This is a genomic window from Streptomyces melanosporofaciens (assembly GCF_900105695.1).
Classification (GTDB): Bacteria; Actinomycetota; Actinomycetes; order Streptomycetales; family Streptomycetaceae; genus Streptomyces; species Streptomyces antimycoticus.
Genome location: NZ_FNST01000002.1, coordinates 1826773 through 1843108 on the forward strand (window position 1 = coordinate 1826773; position 16336 = coordinate 1843108).

Sequence of the window (16336 nt, forward strand, 5' to 3'; positions counted from 1 at the left end):
GCGGCGCCAAAAGAGAAGAGATACGGCCGGAAACTGCCAACCGAGTGCGGATGCGGTCAGGCCGAGGTGCCGTCCATCGCGGTGATCAGGCTCTTGGGCCGCATATCGGTCCAGTGCTCGTTGACGTAGTCCAGGCACGCCTGGCGGTCGTCCTCACCGTGGGCGACCGTCCAGCCCGCGGGGACCTCGGCGAAGGCCGGCCACAGGGAGTGCTGCCCCTCCTCGTTGACGAGCACGAAATAGCGGCCGTCGGGGTTCTCGAAGGGGTTGCTCATCGCGGTTCTCCTCGCTCGCGGTCGGCATCGACAGGCTTGACGGTACCGGCCGGAGTGGGCACCCGCCGAGGGGTCCCCGGGGCCCTGGGGAAAAGCCTGGGATACGGAAATGGCACCTTCCTGACGGAATTCCGTGTTCCGGCATGTCCCTCGCCTACGGTCCACCGCATGGTCGCGCCCGCCACAACCGAGCCCAAGGGCTCCATGGCCATGGAGCTCACCACCGGCGACCCCGCGCTCACGGCCCGTCTGGAACGCGGGATGGACGCCTCGGAGGAGCAGCTGCGCGCTCTCGCCACCGAGGCCCGGGACCCTTGTGTCGCGGAAGTCGCCGGACATCTCTTCGGTCCCGGCGGAAAGCGGCTGCGGCCGCTTCTGGCACTGGTCGGCGCGGAGTTCGGGGTACGCGATCCTTCCGCCGCCGTGCAGGCCGCCACCCTGGCCGAGCTGGTGCATGTCGCCTCGCTCTACCACGACGACGTCATGGACCAGGCCCGCACCCGGCGCGGAGTGCCCAGCGTCAACGCCCGCTGGGGCAACACCACCGCCGTGCTCGCGGGCAATTGGCTGCTGTCGAAAGCGGCCCAGCTCGCCGCGGAACTCGGCCCGGAAGCCATTCGATTGCAGTCCAAGGTCACCAATCGGCTGATCATGGGCCAGATACGGGAACTCGTCGGCCCCTCGGACGACGACGATCCGCTCTCCCACTACTTCACCGTGGTGGCGGGGAAGTCGGCCTCGCTCATCGCCATGGCGCTGCAGCTCGGGGCGGTCCGGACGGGCGCCCCGGAGCCTGTCGTCCAGGCGCTCGCCGAATACGGGGAACATCTGGGAATCGCCTTCCAGATATCCGACGACATCCTCGACATCACCTCCACCTCCGAGGTCTCCGGGAAGGAACAGGGCAAGGATCTCGCGATCGGCGTCGCCAGCCTCCCGGTGCTGCTGGCGCTGGCCGACGAGCGGCCGGAGGCGGGTGAGTTGCGCACCCTGCTGACCGCCGCCACCGCGGGCCCGGAGGGCACCGGGCTGCCGAGGGCCGTCGCGCTGCTGCACCGCTGCGGGGCGCTGGCGGAGGCGCGGACGGTGATGCACGCGCGGCTGCTGCGCGCCCGGACCGCGGTGAACGGGCTGCCGGACGGATCGGCGACGCGGGTTCTGCACGCGCTGTGCGACTTCGTGTCGCGCCGGGACCACTGACCGGCTCGCGTACGTCCGCGTCGTCCTCCCGGGTCCGTTTCTGCCGTCCTCCCTGGTCCGTTTCCGTCCCCTTCCCGGTCGGCCGGTGGCGGCGTCTTCCCGGTCGGCCGGTGGCGGCGTCTTCCCGATCGGCCGGTGGCGGCGTCACGACGTAGCCTGATCCCTATGGGCAGCTCACGGTCGGATGTGGTGGACGAGCCCCTCGACCCCGATACCGGCCCGACGACGCCCGCCCGGCACCACCCCTGGCGGGGGCAGGGCCCCGTGGTGGGCGTGGTGGCGGTGGGCGGCGCACTCGGGGCGACGGCACGCTACGGGGCGTCGCTGCTGTGGCCGACCCCGTCCAGCGCCTTCCCCTGGACGATCCTGCTGGTCAACGCCGTCGGCTGCGCGGTCATCGGCGTCTTCCTGGTGCTGATCACCGAAATGTGGACGGCTCACCGGCTGGTACGGCCCTTCTTCGGCACCGGTGTGCTCGGCGGCTTCACCACCTTCTCGACGTATGCCGTGGACTTCACCCGGCTGATCCAGGACGGCCGTTTCGCGATCGCCTTCGCCTATCTGGCGGGGACGCTCGTGGTGGCGATGGCGGCCGTATGGGCGGCCGTGGCGGCGACCCGCCACGTCCTGGGCGGGTACGGGCCCGGCGGGAGGGCGGCCCGGTGACCGGCGAGCCCGCGCTGCGGCTGACCGTCTTCATCGGCGAGAACGACACCTGGCATCGCCGGCCGCTGTCCGCCGAGATCGTGCACCGCGCCCATCGCGCGGGGCTCGCGGGTGCGAGCGTGTTCCGCGGCGTCGAGGGGTACGGCTCCTCGTCCCTGATCCACACCTCGCGGCTGCTGTCGCTCGGCGAGGATCTGCCCATGGCCATCGTGATGATCGATACGGAGGAGCGGGTGCGGTCCTTCCTGCCCGAGCTGGAGGAGATCGTGGGTGACGGCCTCGTGGTGGTCGACCCGGTCGAGATCGTGCACCCCCGGGGCCGGGCCCGGTGAACTGGCTGCTGGTGATCGCGGGCGGGATGGTCGGTGCCCCGCTGCGCTATCTGACCGACCGCGCGGTCCAGGCACGGCACGACTCGGTGTTCCCCTGGGGCACGTTCATGGTCAATGTGGGGGGCTGTCTGGTGCTGGGCCTGCTGACCGGTGCGGCGGCGGAGGGGGCGGCCTCTCAGCGGGTGCAACTGCTGCTGGGCACGGGGCTGTGCGGGGCGCTGACGACGTACTCGACGTTCTCGTACGAGACCCTGCGGCTGGCCGAGGAGGGCGCCCGGCTCTTCGCCGTGGCGAATGTGGTGCTGAGTGTGGTGGCCGGGGTGGGCGCCGCCTTCGCGGGTGCGGCACTGGCCCACGCGATCTGGGGCTGAGGCACGACCCTCGCGACGGCCTTACGGTTCGCACCGGCCCCGGCCCCGGCACATGCCTCGCAGCGGCCTTACGGTTCGCACCGGCCCTTACCGTCCACAAGCCCCACCCCCGCACAGCTACGGCAGCAGTCGCGTCGCGCTCGGCGGCAGGCCGAACTCCCCCGCGGCCGCCGTCCGCAGATGCTCCAGCATCACCCGGCGCAGTTCACGCGCGGCCCGGGGCGGCGCGACGTCCTTACGGTGGGCGACGGCGATGGTGCGCTGCATGTCGTGGCCCGCGAACGGCGTGATCCGCAGCCCGGACCGGGCCGCCACCATCCCCGGCAGTACGGCGATGCCGAGCCCGGCCCGTACGAAGCCCAGCACCGCGTCCATCTCGCCGCCCTCGACCGTGAAGGACGGCTCGAACCCGGCCGCCCGGCAGACCGCCGTGGTGAATTCGCGCAGGTCGTAGCCGCGCCGGAACATCACCATCGGGCGGTCCCGCAGATCCTCGACCAGGATCCGACGACGCCGGGTGGGGGGCGGGGCCGCGGGCGAGGAGGCCACCACCAGCTCCTCCCGCAGCAGCTCGGTGGCGGCGAGGGCGGAGGCCTGGCCGGGCAGCGGGGTGATGATCAGCGCGAGGTCCAGCTCGCCCGCGGAGAGCGTGCGGACCAGGTCCTGGGATCCGCCCTCGTCCACGATCAGCTCGATGCCCGGGAACTCGTCATGGAAGCGGCGCAGCACATCGGGGACGAAGCTGGCGCACAGGCTCGGCGTGGCCCCCAGCCGCACCCGGCCGCGCCGTAGCTGGGCGACCTCCTGGACCTCGCGGTGCGCGGTCTCGGCGTCGGCGAGGATCTGGCGGGCCAGCGGGAGCAGTGCCTCTCCCGCGTCGGTGAGGGCGATATTGCCGCGCGCCCGGTGGAAGAGATCGGCTCCCAGCTCCCGCTCCAGGGCGCGGATCTGCTGGGACAGCGAGGGCTGGGCGACATGCAGGAGCTCCGCGGCGCGGGTGAAGTGCCGGGTCTCCGCGACGGTGGCGAAATAACGCAGCTGATGCAACTGCACACCACGATGATAGGCACCGGCTATGGACCTCTCGCCACCGCGTGCCCAGGACATATGGGCCAGCACATATGGGCCGGGACACATGGGCCGGGACACATGGCCCACGACATGGGGGCCGGGACGAGGCAGCAGGGCGCCACCCGGCGACCGGCCTCGGGGTGGGCGGCCGTCGCCGAGTGACGACGCGCGCCCTACTGGTGGGCGGCCAGCGCCCGGGTGCCCGGGCTACAGGATTCGAGCAGCGGGGTGAGCTCCGCCTCGGGCAGCTTCCGCGCCGCGCCGGGCCGGCCGCCGTCGAGGTGGGCGACGGACGCGTCCAGCCAGGTGCGGTGCGGTTCCACCCCGATGAACTCGGCGAGCCGGATCAGTTCCTTCTCCGGCTCCTCCAGCAGCGTCTCGTACGACAGCGCGGTGCGCTGCTCCGCCGGGACGTCGTCCAGCTTCCGCAGTCCGTCGACGATCGTCTCGGACCACAGGGTGCCGAACGCGCTGAGCGGGATGGGACGCTCCATCACCAGCGCCGGGTCGTACCGGTCGCTCAGCAGCGGCGCCAGGTCGGGCGGGAGTTGGGCGGCGTGCTGGGGCGTCAGGTGCTGCGGGGTCTCCAGACCGAGGTGCATGGCCATCTCCCACAGCAACGGGATCATCCGGAAGCTGAAGTGGCGGCTCATGGAGACGGCGCAGTCGGGGCCCTCGCGGTAGAGGTGCACAAAGCACGCCTCGGGAAAGGCCCGGTGCATCTCCGGCACGCGGCCGATGGACAGGCCGGTCCGCTCGACGACGGCACCGGGGTTGCCGAACCGTGCGCCGAGGAAGGCGAAAAGGGCCGTCCAGTGATCTGCCGGACGGCGGGTGGGCCAGGAGGTGACCTCGGACTCCAACTCGTCGAAGAGCGCGTCGGGATCGTCGGTCAGATGGGGCAGCACCATGACGCTGATGGCCGGAATACCGGTGGTCTCCGCGTCGAACCGCCGCTTGGGCAGCTTGTGGTAGAGGAACTCGGGCGGGGTGGCGCCATTTTTGATCATGCTATTGGTGATCAGATTGGGCCGGGACAGAAATCCCCAGAACTCCGGACCGCTCAGCGGGGCCTCGTCCAGCATCTCCGTATCGGGAATGCTGGCGAACAATTCATTGATGCTGAGAACATCCGGATGAATATTGATGACCTGAGACAGAGCCGTCGAACCGCACCGACCGGTGCCGACGACAAATGTCAACTTCTGGTTGACCACGCGCACTTCCTCCCGTTTTCTCGGACAACTAGTCGTTTCCCTAGTAGCCGTTCCCATAGTGGTCCATGACACACCGCAGCCCATTCGGCGGCCGCGGCGATGCTAATGGACGCCCTGGGCGACGATGGCTACGACCATGGAACAGGGGAAACGCACACAACGGGATGCGAGGGGACGAACTCAAGGTTCAGTAGTTTCCGACACTTTTGCGCAACTTTCACATCCGACAAGGGTGTTACCTCCGGCAACCCCCCAGCCACCAGCGGCGAGGCGCGATCCGAGAGTCGACGCCCGGCTTCACAACTCGGTTACGGGGCCGAAACCATAATCGAACAGTTTCTCCCGTGACGAGACGGTCATCTTTTCGTACCAACAGCACTGCTAGAGTGCACATCCGCCCCATACCCCCGATCCTGGGCTGGCATGCCCAACCCGGCCGGGAGGGGCGGAAGAAGACGCGACATGACACAGAGCAGCCATGCCGCCGCACAGGGTGTCAACAACGGAAGGGACCTGAGGCACAACAGCGGCGCGGTATTTTCGACTCGGGGGACGATGCATTACCAGGTGCGCCATGCACGGTGATTCGCTTTCAAGACCCCTGCGCATACGTTAAATCGGGGAAGGTGTTTCGTACGTGTTGGTGGAGCGCGATCAGGAGATAGCCCGGCTCAATCGGCTCCTCTTCGAGGGCGCCCGCGAGGGAAGCCGGCTCGCCGTGATCAGCGGCGCCGTTACGTCGGGAAAGACCGCACTGCTGCACACCGTGGCGGACACGGCGGGTGGACGCGGCGTCCGGGTGCTGCCCGCGGTCGCCTCCGCCTCGGAGCAGAAGTTCCCGTATGCCGTGCTCGAGCAGATCTACCAGGGCATGCCGGCCCGTCTGCAGCACTCCAGGCCGCGGCCCGGCCTCGAGGCGCTCCGGAACCCGCACGGCCCCATCGAGGCCGAACTCCCGCTGCTCCAGGACTTCCACCGCACGCTCGACGAGCTGACCGGTGACGCCCCCCTGCTGATCGCCATCGACGACGTCCAGTTCGCGGACCTTCCGTCGCTGCGCTGCCTGGCGTACGGCATCCGCCGCTGCCGCTCGGAGGCGCTGTCCGTCGTGGTCAGCCGCGGGTCGCTGACCGGGCCCGCCGCCACGGCCCTGGACGAGCTGCTGCACGAGCCGAAGGTCTGCCATGTGCGGCTCGCCCCGCTCACCGTCACGGGCGTCTCCACGCTGCTGACCCAGGAGTTGGGCACCGAGGAGGCCGGGCGCCACGCCGCCGCGTACCACGAGATGACCGGCGGCAATCTGCTGCTGCTGCGCGGCCTCCTGGACGACCGGTTCTCCCGCCTCACCCGCGGCCCCCTCGACCCCGCGCCCGGGACGGACGCCCCGGTGGCCGGGGAGCTGTTCCGGCAGGCGGCGCTGTCCTGCGTATACCGCGGCGGCCCGGCCCACCGCCGGGTGGCCCACGGGGTCGCGCTGCTGGGTGACGCCACGTCCGTTCCCCTGCTGAGCAGGCTGATCGAGGTCGAGGAGCGGCTGGTCCGGCAGTCCGTCGGGCTGCTCACCGAGGTGGGCATCCTGCACGGCGGGCGCTTCCGCAGCGACGCGGTGCGCACCGTGCTTCAGGACGATCTGGAGCTGCACGAGCTCGGCCCGCTGCATCTGCGGGCCGCCCGGCTGCTGTACGAGGAGGGCGCCGACCCCATCGACGTGGCCCGCCATCTGCTCAGCCACGAGGCCCCCGGGCCGGTCGAGGAGTGGATCTCGCAGGCGCTGTGCGACGCGGCCGTGCACGCCATCGCCGCGGACCGCAGGGAACTCGCCATGAACTGCCTGCAGATGGCCGACCGGTACAGCACCGACGAGCGCGAGGCGCTGCAGCTCCAGGCGACGATGGTGCAGGCCATGTGGCCGTTCAACCCGCTGTCCCAGATGCGGCGGCTGCAGGCGCTGGCCGGTCCGGCCGGCAGCGGGCTGCTGCCCGCGCCGCAGACCATCCCGGTCGTCATCGGGCTGCTGGGGCTGGGGCGGATGGGCGAGGCGGCCGCCGCGCTGGAGCAGGTCAGCCGGGCCGCCGACGAGCACCCGGGCACCGACCTTGACACCGCGCTGCGCGCCATCCGGCTCGCGCTGTCCTCCACCTACCCCGACCACCCCGAACTGCGGCCCTTCCTGGACCAGGAGGAGTGCGACGGCCCGTGGGACATCGGCCCGCTGTCGCCCGGCCAGTCCCCGGAGTCGCCCCAACTGACGGCGTTCCGGGCACTGCGGACCGTGCTGAGCCGCGGTGTCGACGAGAGCGCCGTGCGGGCCGCGGAGCGGGTGCTGGAGACCGTCCGGCTCTCCGATCGGACGATGCTGACGGTGCACGCCGCGCTGCAGACGCTGGTGTACGCGGACCGCCACGCCACCGCCACGAGCTGGTGCGACCGGCTGATCGAGGAGACCTCGGAGCGCGGCGCCAAGGCGCTGCTGGCCTATTTCTGTGTGCTGCGGGCCCAGATCGCGCTGCGCGTCGGACGGCTGCGGGACACGGTCCGGTACGCGGAGCGGGCGCTGGAGGAGCTTCCGGCGCGCGGCTGGGGGGTCACCGTCGGCATGCCGCTCGGGATGCTGATCAACGCGCACACCGCGATGGGCAACCACGACGCGGCGGCCGAACTGCTCGCCCGCCCGGTGCCGGAGGAGATGTACCGGAACCGCTTCGGGCTGCACTACCTCTACGCACGGGCCCGGCATCAGCTGGCCACCGGCCGGCAGCACGCGGCCCTCACCGACTTCCGCGCCTGTGGCGAGAAGATGGCCGCCTGGGGCCTGGACTCGCCCGCCACCCTGACCTGGCGGCTGGGCGCCGCCGAGACCTGGCTGACCCTGGGCGGCCAGGAGCGGGCGGCGCGGCTGGCGGAGGAGCAGCTGGAGCTGGCCGGGGAGTCCTCGTCCCGCACCCGGGGCGCCGCGCTGCGGGTGCTGGCCGCCACCCGGCCGCTGAACGAGCGGATCGCGCTGCTGCAACAGGCGGTGGCGGTGCTCCAGGCGAGCGGCGGCTGGTACGAGATGGCGCGGGCGCTGGCGGATCTCGCGGAGGCGCACAAGCAGCTCGGCGATCTGGACACCAGCCGGCTGATGACCCGTCGGGCCCTGCGGCTCGCGGACAGCTGCGGCGCCGAGGAGCTGTCGCGTTCGCTGCAGCGCACTCCGGCCCGTTCGGCCCTGTCGGAAGCGACCCGTACCGGCGAGGATACGGCCGCCTTTTCCGAACTCTCCGACGCCGAGAGCCGGGTCGCAGCACTAGCAGCTTCCGGCTACACCAACCGGGAAATCGCCGCTAAGCTCTACATCACGATCTCCACGGTGGAACAACACTTGACCCGCGTCTACCGGAAGATCAACATCAGCCAGCGCCGAGAACTGCCCGCGAGCCTGGATTTCGATGTCGCTTACACCGCCTGATATCCCCGCGATGCCACTCGGCCCCAAGAGGTTGATGCCATGACGTGCGCTACCGCGTCCGCCACGACCATGCTCGTGCCGGATTTCCCCTATTCCTATGACAGGTGGCTGTCCCATCCTGCCGGTCTGGGCGCCCTGCCTGCCGCGGCACACGGGACCGAAGTCGCCGTCATCGGCGGCGGGATGTCCGGGTTGACAGCGGCCTATGAGCTTCTACGACTAGGGCTTTCCCCAGTTCTTTATGAAGCGGAGCAACTGGGCGGCCGGATGCGGTCCACGCCGTTCCCCGGGAATCCGGAATACAAGGCGGAGATGGGCGCGATGCGCTTTCCCGTCTCCGCCCGATCGCTGTTCCATTACATCGATCTGCTGGGCCTGTCCACTCGTCCTTTCCCTAATCCTTTGGCACCGGCCACCGCGAGCACGCTGATCGACCTGAACGGCGGTCAGGACCGGGCGCGCACCGCCGGTGAGCTCCCGGACGTCTACCAGGAGGTCGCCGACGCCTGGGACAAGGCGCTCCAGGAGCGGGCCGACCTGGCCACGCTGCGGGACGCCATCCAGCGGCGGGACGTCAGCACGCTGAAGACCATATGGAACTCGCTGGTCAGGGAGTTCGACGACCAGTCCTTCTACGGCTTCCTCGCCACCTCCTCCGCCTTCCAGTCGTTCCGCCACCGGGAGATCTTCGGCCAGGTGGGCTTCGGCACCGGCGGCTGGGACACCGACTTCCCCAACTCGGTGCTGGAGATCCTGCGGGTCGTGGTCACCGAGGCCGACGACAACCAGGTGGGCATAGTCGGCGGCTCCTCCCAGGTGCCGAACGGGCTGTGGGAGCACCAGCCCGAGACGCTCGCGCACTGGCCGCAGGGGACGTCGCTCGCGTCGCTGCACGGCGGCCGGCCCCGCCCCGCGGTCACCCGGCTGCGGCGGACCGCCGACGGCGTCCGGGTGACCGACGAGAGCGGCGAGGAGCGCGAGTTCCCCGCGGTGGTCTACAGCCCGCATGTGTGGACGCTGCTGAACCGGGTCGACTGCGATCCGTCGCTGCTGTCCACTCCGCTGTGGACGGCGGTGGAGCGCACCCACTACATGGGCGCGTCCAAGCTGTTCGTCCTGGTCGACCGGCCGTTCTGGCGGGACGCCGACCCGGCGACCGGCCACGACGTGATGAGCATGACGCTCACCGACCGGATGCCGCGCGGGGTCTATCTCTTCGACGACGGGCCCGACCGGCCCGGGGTCATGTGCCTGTCGTACACCTGGAACGACGACTCGCTGAAGGTCGCCACGCTCTCGGCCGAGGAGCGGCTGGAGACGCTGCTGACCAAGCTGGCCGCGATCTATCCGGATGTGGACATCCGGTCGCGCATCATCGCGGGGCCGCTCACCGTCACCTGGGAGACCGAGCCCCGTTTCATGGGGGCCTTCAAGAACAATCTGCCCGGCCACTACCGCTATCAGCGGCGGCTGTTCACCCAGTTCATGCAGGACGGGATGGATCCGGCGCAGCAGGGCTTCTTCCTGTGCGGGGACGATGTCTCCTGGACGGCCGGGTTCGCCGAGGGTGCGGTGACCACGGCGCTGAACGCGGTGTGGGGAGTCCTCCACCACCTCGGCGGCACCACGCATCCGGACAACCCGGGCCCCGGTGATCTCTTCAACACCTGCGCGCCGCTGGAGCTTCCGTACGACTGACGGCCATGGCCGTACACCTACGGACGGCCATGGCCGTACACCTGGCACACAGGGGGAGCCGACGCGCCCCGTCGGCTCCCCCTGTCACGTCTCAGCCCTGGGCCATCTGTTCGAGCCGGCGCTTGTCGGGCTTGCCGTTGCGGTTGAGCGGGAAGCTCTCCAGCACCTCGACCCGGTTGGGCTGTTCATAGACCGGGAGCACCTGGCACAGCCGCTCCCGCCAGTGCTTGGCGTCCCGCAGCTCGTCGTCCTCCACGAAGAAGACGAGCTGGGTGTCGCCGGCCCGGCGCTCGTCGGGGAGCGGCACGATCCGGGTGGAGATCTCGGCGAGGGCGGCCTTCCGCTCGATCAGCTCGGGGTGGAGCGTGTAGCCGGAGCGGTGCACCGCGAACTTCCGCCCCAGGACGAAGAGGTTGTCGTCGGCGTCGAGGTAGCCGAGGTCGCCGGTGGTCTGCCAGCCGGTGGGCACGGCGTCGATGGTGCCGTCCTCGGCGAGATGGCCCTCCAGCGCGTCCGGGGTGTCGACCTCGATCTCACCGGCCTCGCCGGGGGCGGCCGGGTGGCCGTCCTCGTCGACGACGCGCAGCTTGATGCCCTCCATGGCCCGGCCGCAGGAGACCGGGTTCTCCAGGGTGGCGAAGGCGATGTTGCCCAGCTCGGTGCTGCCGTAGCTGTCCAGCAACGGCAGGCCGAACTCGGCCACATAGCGCTCGGAGAGCGCTCCGTCGAGCGGCGCGGCGCCCGAGCAGAACATCCGGACGCCTTCCAACTGCGTCCGCAGCGACGGCTTCCGGCCGACCAGGTTGAGCATGGTGCGGTAGCTGGACGGAGTGGCGTCGATCACCGTGGCACCGGTCCGTCCGGCCATCTGCACGGCCCGGTCCAGGCGCTTGTACGGGGCGATCACCAACGAGCAGCGGGTGAGCCAGGCGATGAGCACCATGGACAGCCCGTACTGGTGGGCGAAGGGCAGCAGCGGCAGCAGCACGTCGTCCGGCCGGTGCCCGACCTGGGCGGCGTTGCGCTCCAGGTTGGTGAGGAACTTGGCGCCGGACTTGACGGCGCCCTTGGGCTCGCCGGTGGAGCCGGAGGTCCACATGATCAGGCCGTCGCGGCGGTCGGCCCAGGCGTCGAAGGACAGCTCCCGGGTGGTGAGCGGGCGCCCGGCGGCCGGGGCGATCAGTTCGTAGAGGTTCACCGTACGGATGTCGGCGTGGATCGGGGCGTCGTCGTCCACGAAGGCGATCGCGGCGCCGGTGCGCTCGGCGATCCGCCGGGTCTCGTCCGGGTGCTCCTGCTGGTCGATCAGCACGATGGAGGCTCCCACGTGCATGAGCGCGAACAGCACACTCACGTAGGCGGCGGAGTTGCCCGCCTTGAAGATGACGCGGTCGCCGTGGGTCACCCCGTGCTCGCGGATCACATCGGCGACGCGCAGCGCGTCCAGCTCGAAGTCGGCCAGGGTCTGCACCGAGTCGAGCGCGTAGATCTTCGCGGTCATCGAAACGTACTCTTTTCCTTTTCGCTCAGGAGTACGGGCAGCCCTGGGCGGGTCCCCCCTAGGCTCCCTGGTCTTCGAAGCCGGTCTCCCACTCGGCATCGACGGGGACGTGCGAGAGCAACTGGTCGTGCACCAGGTTGACGACCTCTCTCCGGCTCGAGTCGAGGTAGTAACGGGCGCCGGGAAACACCTCGAGGTCGAATCGTCCGCTCGTACGCCGCCGCCAGGCCCGTACGCCGCGCAGCGGGGTCTTGGGGTCGCCCTCACCGGCGAGGGCGACGATCCGGCAGCCGAGCTCCGGGGGCCCCAGGGACATGCCCCAGTGCGCGGTGCGGCCGGATACGAACAGGGTCAGCAGCGCCGTCCCGGTCTCCCGTTCCAGGCGCTCGGCGACGCGGTAGGCGAGGTCGGCGCCGGCCCGGTGGCCGAAGAAGGCCAGCGGGCGGTCCATCCACTCCCCCAGCGCACCGAAGATCCGGTCCGCGAGGTCGGCCGAATCGGTCAGCCGCTCATCGTCGTCGATGCCCACGTACAGCGGGTACTGGATCGCCAACACCTCGACGGTGGGCAGCAGAAGCTCGGACAGCGAGAGGTAGTACGCGGTGGAGTGGGCGGATTCCGGGAAACAGATCAGCCGGAAACTACTCGGAGTTTCCGTTTGCAATATCCGAATAAGGCCCACATCATCGGGCTTGATCTGGCTCAAGGAGTACATCCCCGCGATTGCACTGAGGGGCCGGGCACGAGTGCGATGGTGGGGCGCGTCGACCACGCTCGTCCGAGATGCTGACTCCGTGAGGCTATGAGCCCTTCTCCCGGGCCACAACCCCTAGTAACCGCTATTCGAGGTACGCGCTATATGCGGGTACCGCGCCATCCCGGCGTGGCCCGGGACACAGCGGGACACAGCAGGCGCCCCCTAAGGCCCCCTCACCCGTGCCACCACCCCCTAATCTGCAGGCAGTTAGGGGTCAGGAGTCAAGCCGTCGTGTTAAACAAGAGGAAAGTAATGTTCTCCTCAAGCCAATTAAATCGGTGCGACGACAGCGATGAACACAACACGTCCTATTGACTTCGCCGTCGTTGTCGACGGCTTGATCAAGAAGTATCCCGGCCGGCCCGTTCCGGCTGTCGACAATCTCAGCTTCACCGTCAGGCACGGCGAGGTCTTCGGCTTCCTCGGACCCAACGGAGCGGGCAAGACCACCACCATCGGCATCCTGACCACCCGGGTCGCACCCAGCGGCGGGCGTGCCTTCGTGCAGGGCGTCGATGTGGTGCGCAGGCCGGCGGTGGCCCGGCAGTCCTTCGCCATTGTGCCGCAGCGCAACAACCTGGACCGGTCCCTGACCATCCGTCAGAACCTGACCTTCCACGCCGGCTACCACGGTCTCCCCCGCTCGGAGCGCAACCGCCTGGCGGACGAGAGCCTGGAGTGGGTCGGCCTCGGCGACCACGCCAAGGCCCGGGCGGACCAGGTCTCCGGTGGTCAGGCACAGCGCGTGATGATCGCGCGGGCGCTGATGCACCGCCCCCGGGTGCTGTTCCTGGACGAGCCGGCCACCGGTCTGGACCCGCAGTCACAGATCTTCGTACGCGACCGGGTCGCCGAACTGAAGACCCGTGGCGTCACGGTGGTGATCACCACCCACGACATGGAGGAAGCCTCCAAGCTGTGTGACCGGATCGGCATCGTCGACCACGGCAAGCTGCTCGCCCTGGACACCCCCGAGGCACTGACCAGCCGGATGAGCAACACCGCGCTGACCGTCACGGTGCGCCCGCCGCACAGCGGGATGAACGGCGTGGTCCACATGGTGCAGGGCCTCGGGGTCGCCGAGCGGGTCGAGGTGCTCAGCGCCGAGGCCGAGATGGCCGCAGCCATGGGCGGGGCCGGGGCGATCGACGACGGCACCTTCCGGATGAAGGTCTACAGCAACGCGTCGTCCTCCGTACTTCTGCCCACGGTCATCAAGGCCCTGACCGACACCGGCTGCGAAATCAAGGACCTGAATGTGAGCAAGGCGAGCCTGGAAGACGTCTTTGTCGACCTGACGGGGAAGGAGATGCGATGAGCTCCTCCTCTCGACCCACGTCATCGACGGACGGGACCACGGGTGGCAAGGCCGCGGAGGAGAAGCCCGCGGCCGGCGCCGGGGCACCCGCGTCGCACCAGGGCGGCGCCGCCAGGGGCGGTGAGCACCGGCCCGCCGACCCCAGGACCCCCGCTGCCAGGCCGGACGGGAACGGCACCACCGACCCGCGGGCCGCGGAGTCGAAGTCCCCCGAGGACGACGGCTTCGAGGACACCAGGACCGTGCTCGTCCGGTCCAAGCCGTCGGCCCCGCGTCCGGGCGCCGAGGTGCAGAAGGCCACCCCGAACGCGCCGGTCAAGCACGAGGGCAAGGCGCCGGATGTCCGGCAGCCCGACCCCCGGCAGCAGCAGAGCCGGCCGCAGGAGCACCGGCACCACGAGGCGGGCGCGGGCACCACGCACCACGGCGACATCGGGGACACCCTGACGCTCGTCATCAAGCCCATTCCGGCCCCGTCGGCGTCCCAGGCCGCGCAGGACGCGAAGGCGGCGCTGAACGCCATCATCGCGGCGGCCGACGCCCGTTCGCCGCTCGTGGAGCCCGAGCCCCAGCCGCAGCCCGAATTCGAACTCGAACTGCCCGACGCCAAGCGCCGCAGCGGGCGCCACCGGCGCCGCGCCAACCGGTGGCGGACGTTCTTCTTCATCCTGTGGCGCGACATCTTCGTCACCGGCCGCGAGATGGGCCCCTTCCTGGGCCAGGTCATCGTGGAACCGTTCTTCATGCTGTTCGTCTTCGGCAAGGTGCTCGGCGAGATCGGCTTCACCCAGCCCGGCTTCCAGCAGGTGCTGCTGCCCGGTGTGGTGGCGCTCAACAGCTTCCTGGTCGCCCTGCAGAACACCGCACTGCCGCTGGCCATCGACTTCTCCTGGACCAAGGAGATCGAGGACCGATTGCTCGCACCCATCCCGGTCTCCCTGGTGGCGGTGGAGAAGGCGATCTTCGGCGCGATGCGCGGTCTGATCGGCTCTTTGGTCATGATCCCGATCGGTCTGGCGCTGCTGGACGACGTCTCCTGGCCGCTGGAGAAGATGCCGGTCACGCTGGGCATCCTGAGCCTGGGCGGACTGGTCGGCGGCTGCGTCGGCCTCACCCTGGGCACCCTGGCGCCCGCGCGCCACATCTCCATCGTCTTCGCCATGACGCTCACCCCGATCATGTTCACCGGGGCCACGCAGTTCCCGTGGCGGAGCCTGGAGACCGTCCGCTGGTTCCAGATCCTCTGCAGCTTCAACCCGTTGACCTACGTCACCGAGGCGATGCGCGGACTGCTGCTGGAACCAGGGCCCAAGGTGCCGGAATCGATCCCGCTGTGGATCTGCTTCTCCGCCATCGGAGCGGCGATCCTGCTCTTCGGGACCATCGGCATCCGGGGCTTCAACCGCCGGGCGCAGGACTGAGCGACGGCAGGATCGAGAGTAAGGCACCACACCATGACGGCATCCGAGCAGACGAAGACAGCCATCGTGTTCCCCGGTATGGGGCCCTCCGGCTTCTCCGAGGTGGGCAGGTTCCTCACGCTCGACCCGTTCGCCCGCAAGCGGCTCGCCGAGGCCGACGAGGCGCTGGGCTACTCGGTCTTCGACCGGCTCCGCGACTCCGAGGACGACTACTCCGAGGCCACCCAGATCGCCTTCCTGGTGAACTCGATGGCTTCGGCGGACCGCGCGGAGCAGGAACACGGACTGGTCCCCGACCTGTGCGTGGGCCCCAGCTTCGGGCAGAAGGCGGCCGCGGCGTACGTCAGTTCGCTGCCGTTCCCCGAGGTGGTACGGCTCACCGCGGAGCTGGCTCGCTGCGAGCACGCGTACTTCGCCGAGGAGCACCAGGACGCGGTCACCCACACCTTCGTCCGCACTCCGCAGGAGAAGCTGACGGAGATCCTCACCGAGCTCGGCGAGCGCGGTGAGTGGTACGACTACTCCGGCTATCTCGACGACGGCTTCTTCATGGTCTCGCTGCGCGAGAAGGAGCTGGAAGGTTTCAAGAAGGCGATCAGCCAGGCCGGCGGCTACTCCATGTACACCATGGTCCCGGCGGTGCACGCGCCCGCGTTCGCGGAGCTGCGGCGCCGGGCGGCCGAGGAGATCCTGCCGAAGTACGACATCCTCGACCCCAAGCTGCCCGTGGTCACCGACCAGGACGGCACCATCGTGACCTCGGCCGACGCGCTGCGCACGATGCTTCTGGACACCTTCGACCTGCCGATCCACTGGCCGAAGGTGGTGGACACGCTCAAGGGCGCCGGGGTGTCGAAGATGTACATCACCGGGCCGGACAACCTCTTCCACCGGCTGGACCGCACCAAGTCCAACTTCGAGGTGGTGACGGTGGGTCCCGGCAAGCGCTCGCGCCCCGCCCGTAAGCGCTGATCCCCCACCGCGCACCACGCATAAGGGCCGGGCCCCGCCCCCTCCGAGGAGGGGAGCGGGGCCCGGCCCTTTGGCGGTTCGGGCCCGTG

Annotated in this window: 14 protein-coding genes; 9 read left to right on the plus strand and 5 right to left on the minus strand. The window is 69.8% G+C overall.

What is annotated here, in order from left to right; genetic code table 11:
* Positions 1-56: 56 nt before the first annotated feature.
* On the minus strand, positions 57-275 hold the full coding sequence (locus BLV72_RS10850; RefSeq protein ID WP_078641478.1) for an MbtH family protein: 219 nt from the start codon (positions 273-275) through the stop codon (positions 57-59).
* A gap of 168 nt (positions 276-443) precedes the next feature.
* Between BLV72_RS10850 and BLV72_RS10855 the strand changes: the two genes are divergently transcribed.
* The 4 genes from BLV72_RS10855 (at position 444) to crcB (BLV72_RS10870) (ending at position 2844) form a co-directional block, all read left to right on the plus strand.
* Positions 444-1475, plus strand: a complete 1032-nt coding sequence (locus tag BLV72_RS10855; protein ID WP_093461863.1) for a polyprenyl synthetase family protein — start codon at positions 444-446, stop codon at positions 1473-1475.
* 165 nt (positions 1476-1640) lie between these two features.
* A complete protein-coding gene (crcB, locus tag BLV72_RS10860; protein WP_093461865.1) occupies positions 1641-2141 on the plus strand; it encodes a fluoride efflux transporter CrcB in 501 nt (166 codons plus the stop codon).
* Complete coding sequence (locus tag BLV72_RS10865) at positions 2138-2473, plus strand: DUF190 domain-containing protein (protein WP_086705893.1); 336 nt, start codon at positions 2138-2140, stop codon at positions 2471-2473. Before crcB (BLV72_RS10860) ends, BLV72_RS10865 begins: the two co-directional genes overlap by 4 nt.
* Entirely contained in the window at positions 2470-2844 is a 375-nt protein-coding gene (gene crcB / locus BLV72_RS10870) for a fluoride efflux transporter CrcB (RefSeq protein ID WP_093461867.1), read from the plus strand. Before BLV72_RS10865 ends, crcB (BLV72_RS10870) begins: the two co-directional genes overlap by 4 nt.
* Positions 2845-2961: 117 nt before the next feature.
* On the opposite strand, the gene BLV72_RS10875 is transcribed toward crcB (BLV72_RS10870), so the two are convergent.
* On the minus strand, positions 2962-3897 hold the full coding sequence (locus BLV72_RS10875) for a LysR family transcriptional regulator (RefSeq protein ID WP_093461869.1): 936 nt from the start codon (positions 3895-3897) through the stop codon (positions 2962-2964).
* Between the two features lie 191 nt (positions 3898-4088).
* Positions 4089-5189 (minus strand): sulfotransferase, encoded by a 1101-nt coding sequence (locus BLV72_RS10880; protein WP_244320722.1) that lies wholly within the window; start codon positions 5187-5189, stop codon positions 4089-4091.
* 580 nt (positions 5190-5769) lie between these two features.
* On the opposite strand from BLV72_RS10880, the gene BLV72_RS10885 reads away from it, so the two are divergent.
* Positions 5770-8580, plus strand: coding sequence for a helix-turn-helix transcriptional regulator (locus tag BLV72_RS10885; RefSeq protein ID WP_093461873.1), 2811 nt, complete (start codon positions 5770-5772; stop codon positions 8578-8580).
* 39 nt (positions 8581-8619) lie between these two features.
* On the plus strand, positions 8620-10278 hold the full coding sequence (locus BLV72_RS10890; RefSeq protein ID WP_093461875.1) for a flavin monoamine oxidase family protein: 1659 nt from the start codon (positions 8620-8622) through the stop codon (positions 10276-10278).
* Between the two features lie 91 nt (positions 10279-10369).
* Here BLV72_RS10890 and BLV72_RS10895 read toward each other — a convergent pair whose 3' ends face one another.
* Positions 10370-11779, minus strand: a complete 1410-nt coding sequence (locus BLV72_RS10895; RefSeq protein WP_093461877.1) for a class I adenylate-forming enzyme family protein — start codon at positions 11777-11779, stop codon at positions 10370-10372.
* 58 nt (positions 11780-11837) lie between these two features.
* Positions 11838-12494: a thioesterase II family protein gene (locus tag BLV72_RS10900; RefSeq protein ID WP_059145638.1), complete on the minus strand. Its 657-nt coding sequence runs from the start codon at positions 12492-12494 to the stop codon at positions 11838-11840.
* Positions 12495-12828: 334 nt separating this feature from the next.
* Between BLV72_RS10900 and BLV72_RS10905 the strand changes: the two genes are divergently transcribed.
* From BLV72_RS10905 to BLV72_RS10915, 3 genes are read left to right on the plus strand one after another with little or no spacing between them, the layout of a single operon-like run.
* On the plus strand, positions 12829-13854 hold the full coding sequence (locus tag BLV72_RS10905) for an ABC transporter ATP-binding protein (RefSeq protein WP_093461879.1): 1026 nt from the start codon (positions 12829-12831) through the stop codon (positions 13852-13854).
* Positions 13851-15275 carry an ABC transporter permease gene (locus BLV72_RS49750; RefSeq protein WP_244320723.1) on the plus strand — a complete coding sequence of 475 codons (1425 nt, stop codon included), beginning with the start codon at positions 13851-13853 and terminating at the stop codon, positions 15273-15275. Before BLV72_RS10905 ends, BLV72_RS49750 begins: the two co-directional genes overlap by 4 nt.
* Positions 15276-15308: 33 nt before the next feature.
* Entirely contained in the window at positions 15309-16247 is a 939-nt protein-coding gene (locus BLV72_RS10915) for an ACP S-malonyltransferase (RefSeq protein ID WP_093461881.1), read from the plus strand.
* The last annotated feature ends 89 nt before the right edge of the window (positions 16248-16336 follow it).

Excerpts from the sequence above, each read along its gene's own strand:
- BLV72_RS10855 (WP_093461863.1), top strand. The coding sequence starts at position 444 with ATGGTCGCGCCCGCCACAACCGAGCCCAAGGGCTCCATGGCCATGGAG.
- BLV72_RS10900 (WP_059145638.1), bottom strand. The coding sequence starts at position 12,494 with ATGTACTCCTTGAGCCAGATCAAGCCCGATGATGTGGGCCTTATTCGG.
- BLV72_RS10915 (WP_093461881.1), top strand. The coding sequence starts at position 15,309 with ATGACGGCATCCGAGCAGACGAAGACAGCCATCGTGTTCCCCGGTATG.
- BLV72_RS49750 (WP_244320723.1), top strand. The coding sequence starts at position 13,851 with ATGAGCTCCTCCTCTCGACCCACGTCATCGACGGACGGGACCACGGGT.
- BLV72_RS10895 (WP_093461877.1), bottom strand. The coding sequence starts at position 11,779 with ATGACCGCGAAGATCTACGCGCTCGACTCGGTGCAGACCCTGGCCGAC.
- BLV72_RS10905 (WP_093461879.1), top strand. The coding sequence starts at position 12,829 with ATGAACACAACACGTCCTATTGACTTCGCCGTCGTTGTCGACGGCTTG.
- BLV72_RS10890 (WP_093461875.1), top strand. The coding sequence starts at position 8,620 with ATGACGTGCGCTACCGCGTCCGCCACGACCATGCTCGTGCCGGATTTC.
- crcB (WP_093461865.1), top strand. The coding sequence starts at position 1,641 with ATGGGCAGCTCACGGTCGGATGTGGTGGACGAGCCCCTCGACCCCGAT.
- BLV72_RS10880 (WP_244320722.1), bottom strand. The coding sequence starts at position 5,189 with ATGGGAACGGCTACTAGGGAAACGACTAGTTGTCCGAGAAAACGGGAG.
- BLV72_RS10850 (WP_078641478.1), bottom strand. The coding sequence starts at position 275 with ATGAGCAACCCCTTCGAGAACCCCGACGGCCGCTATTTCGTGCTCGTC.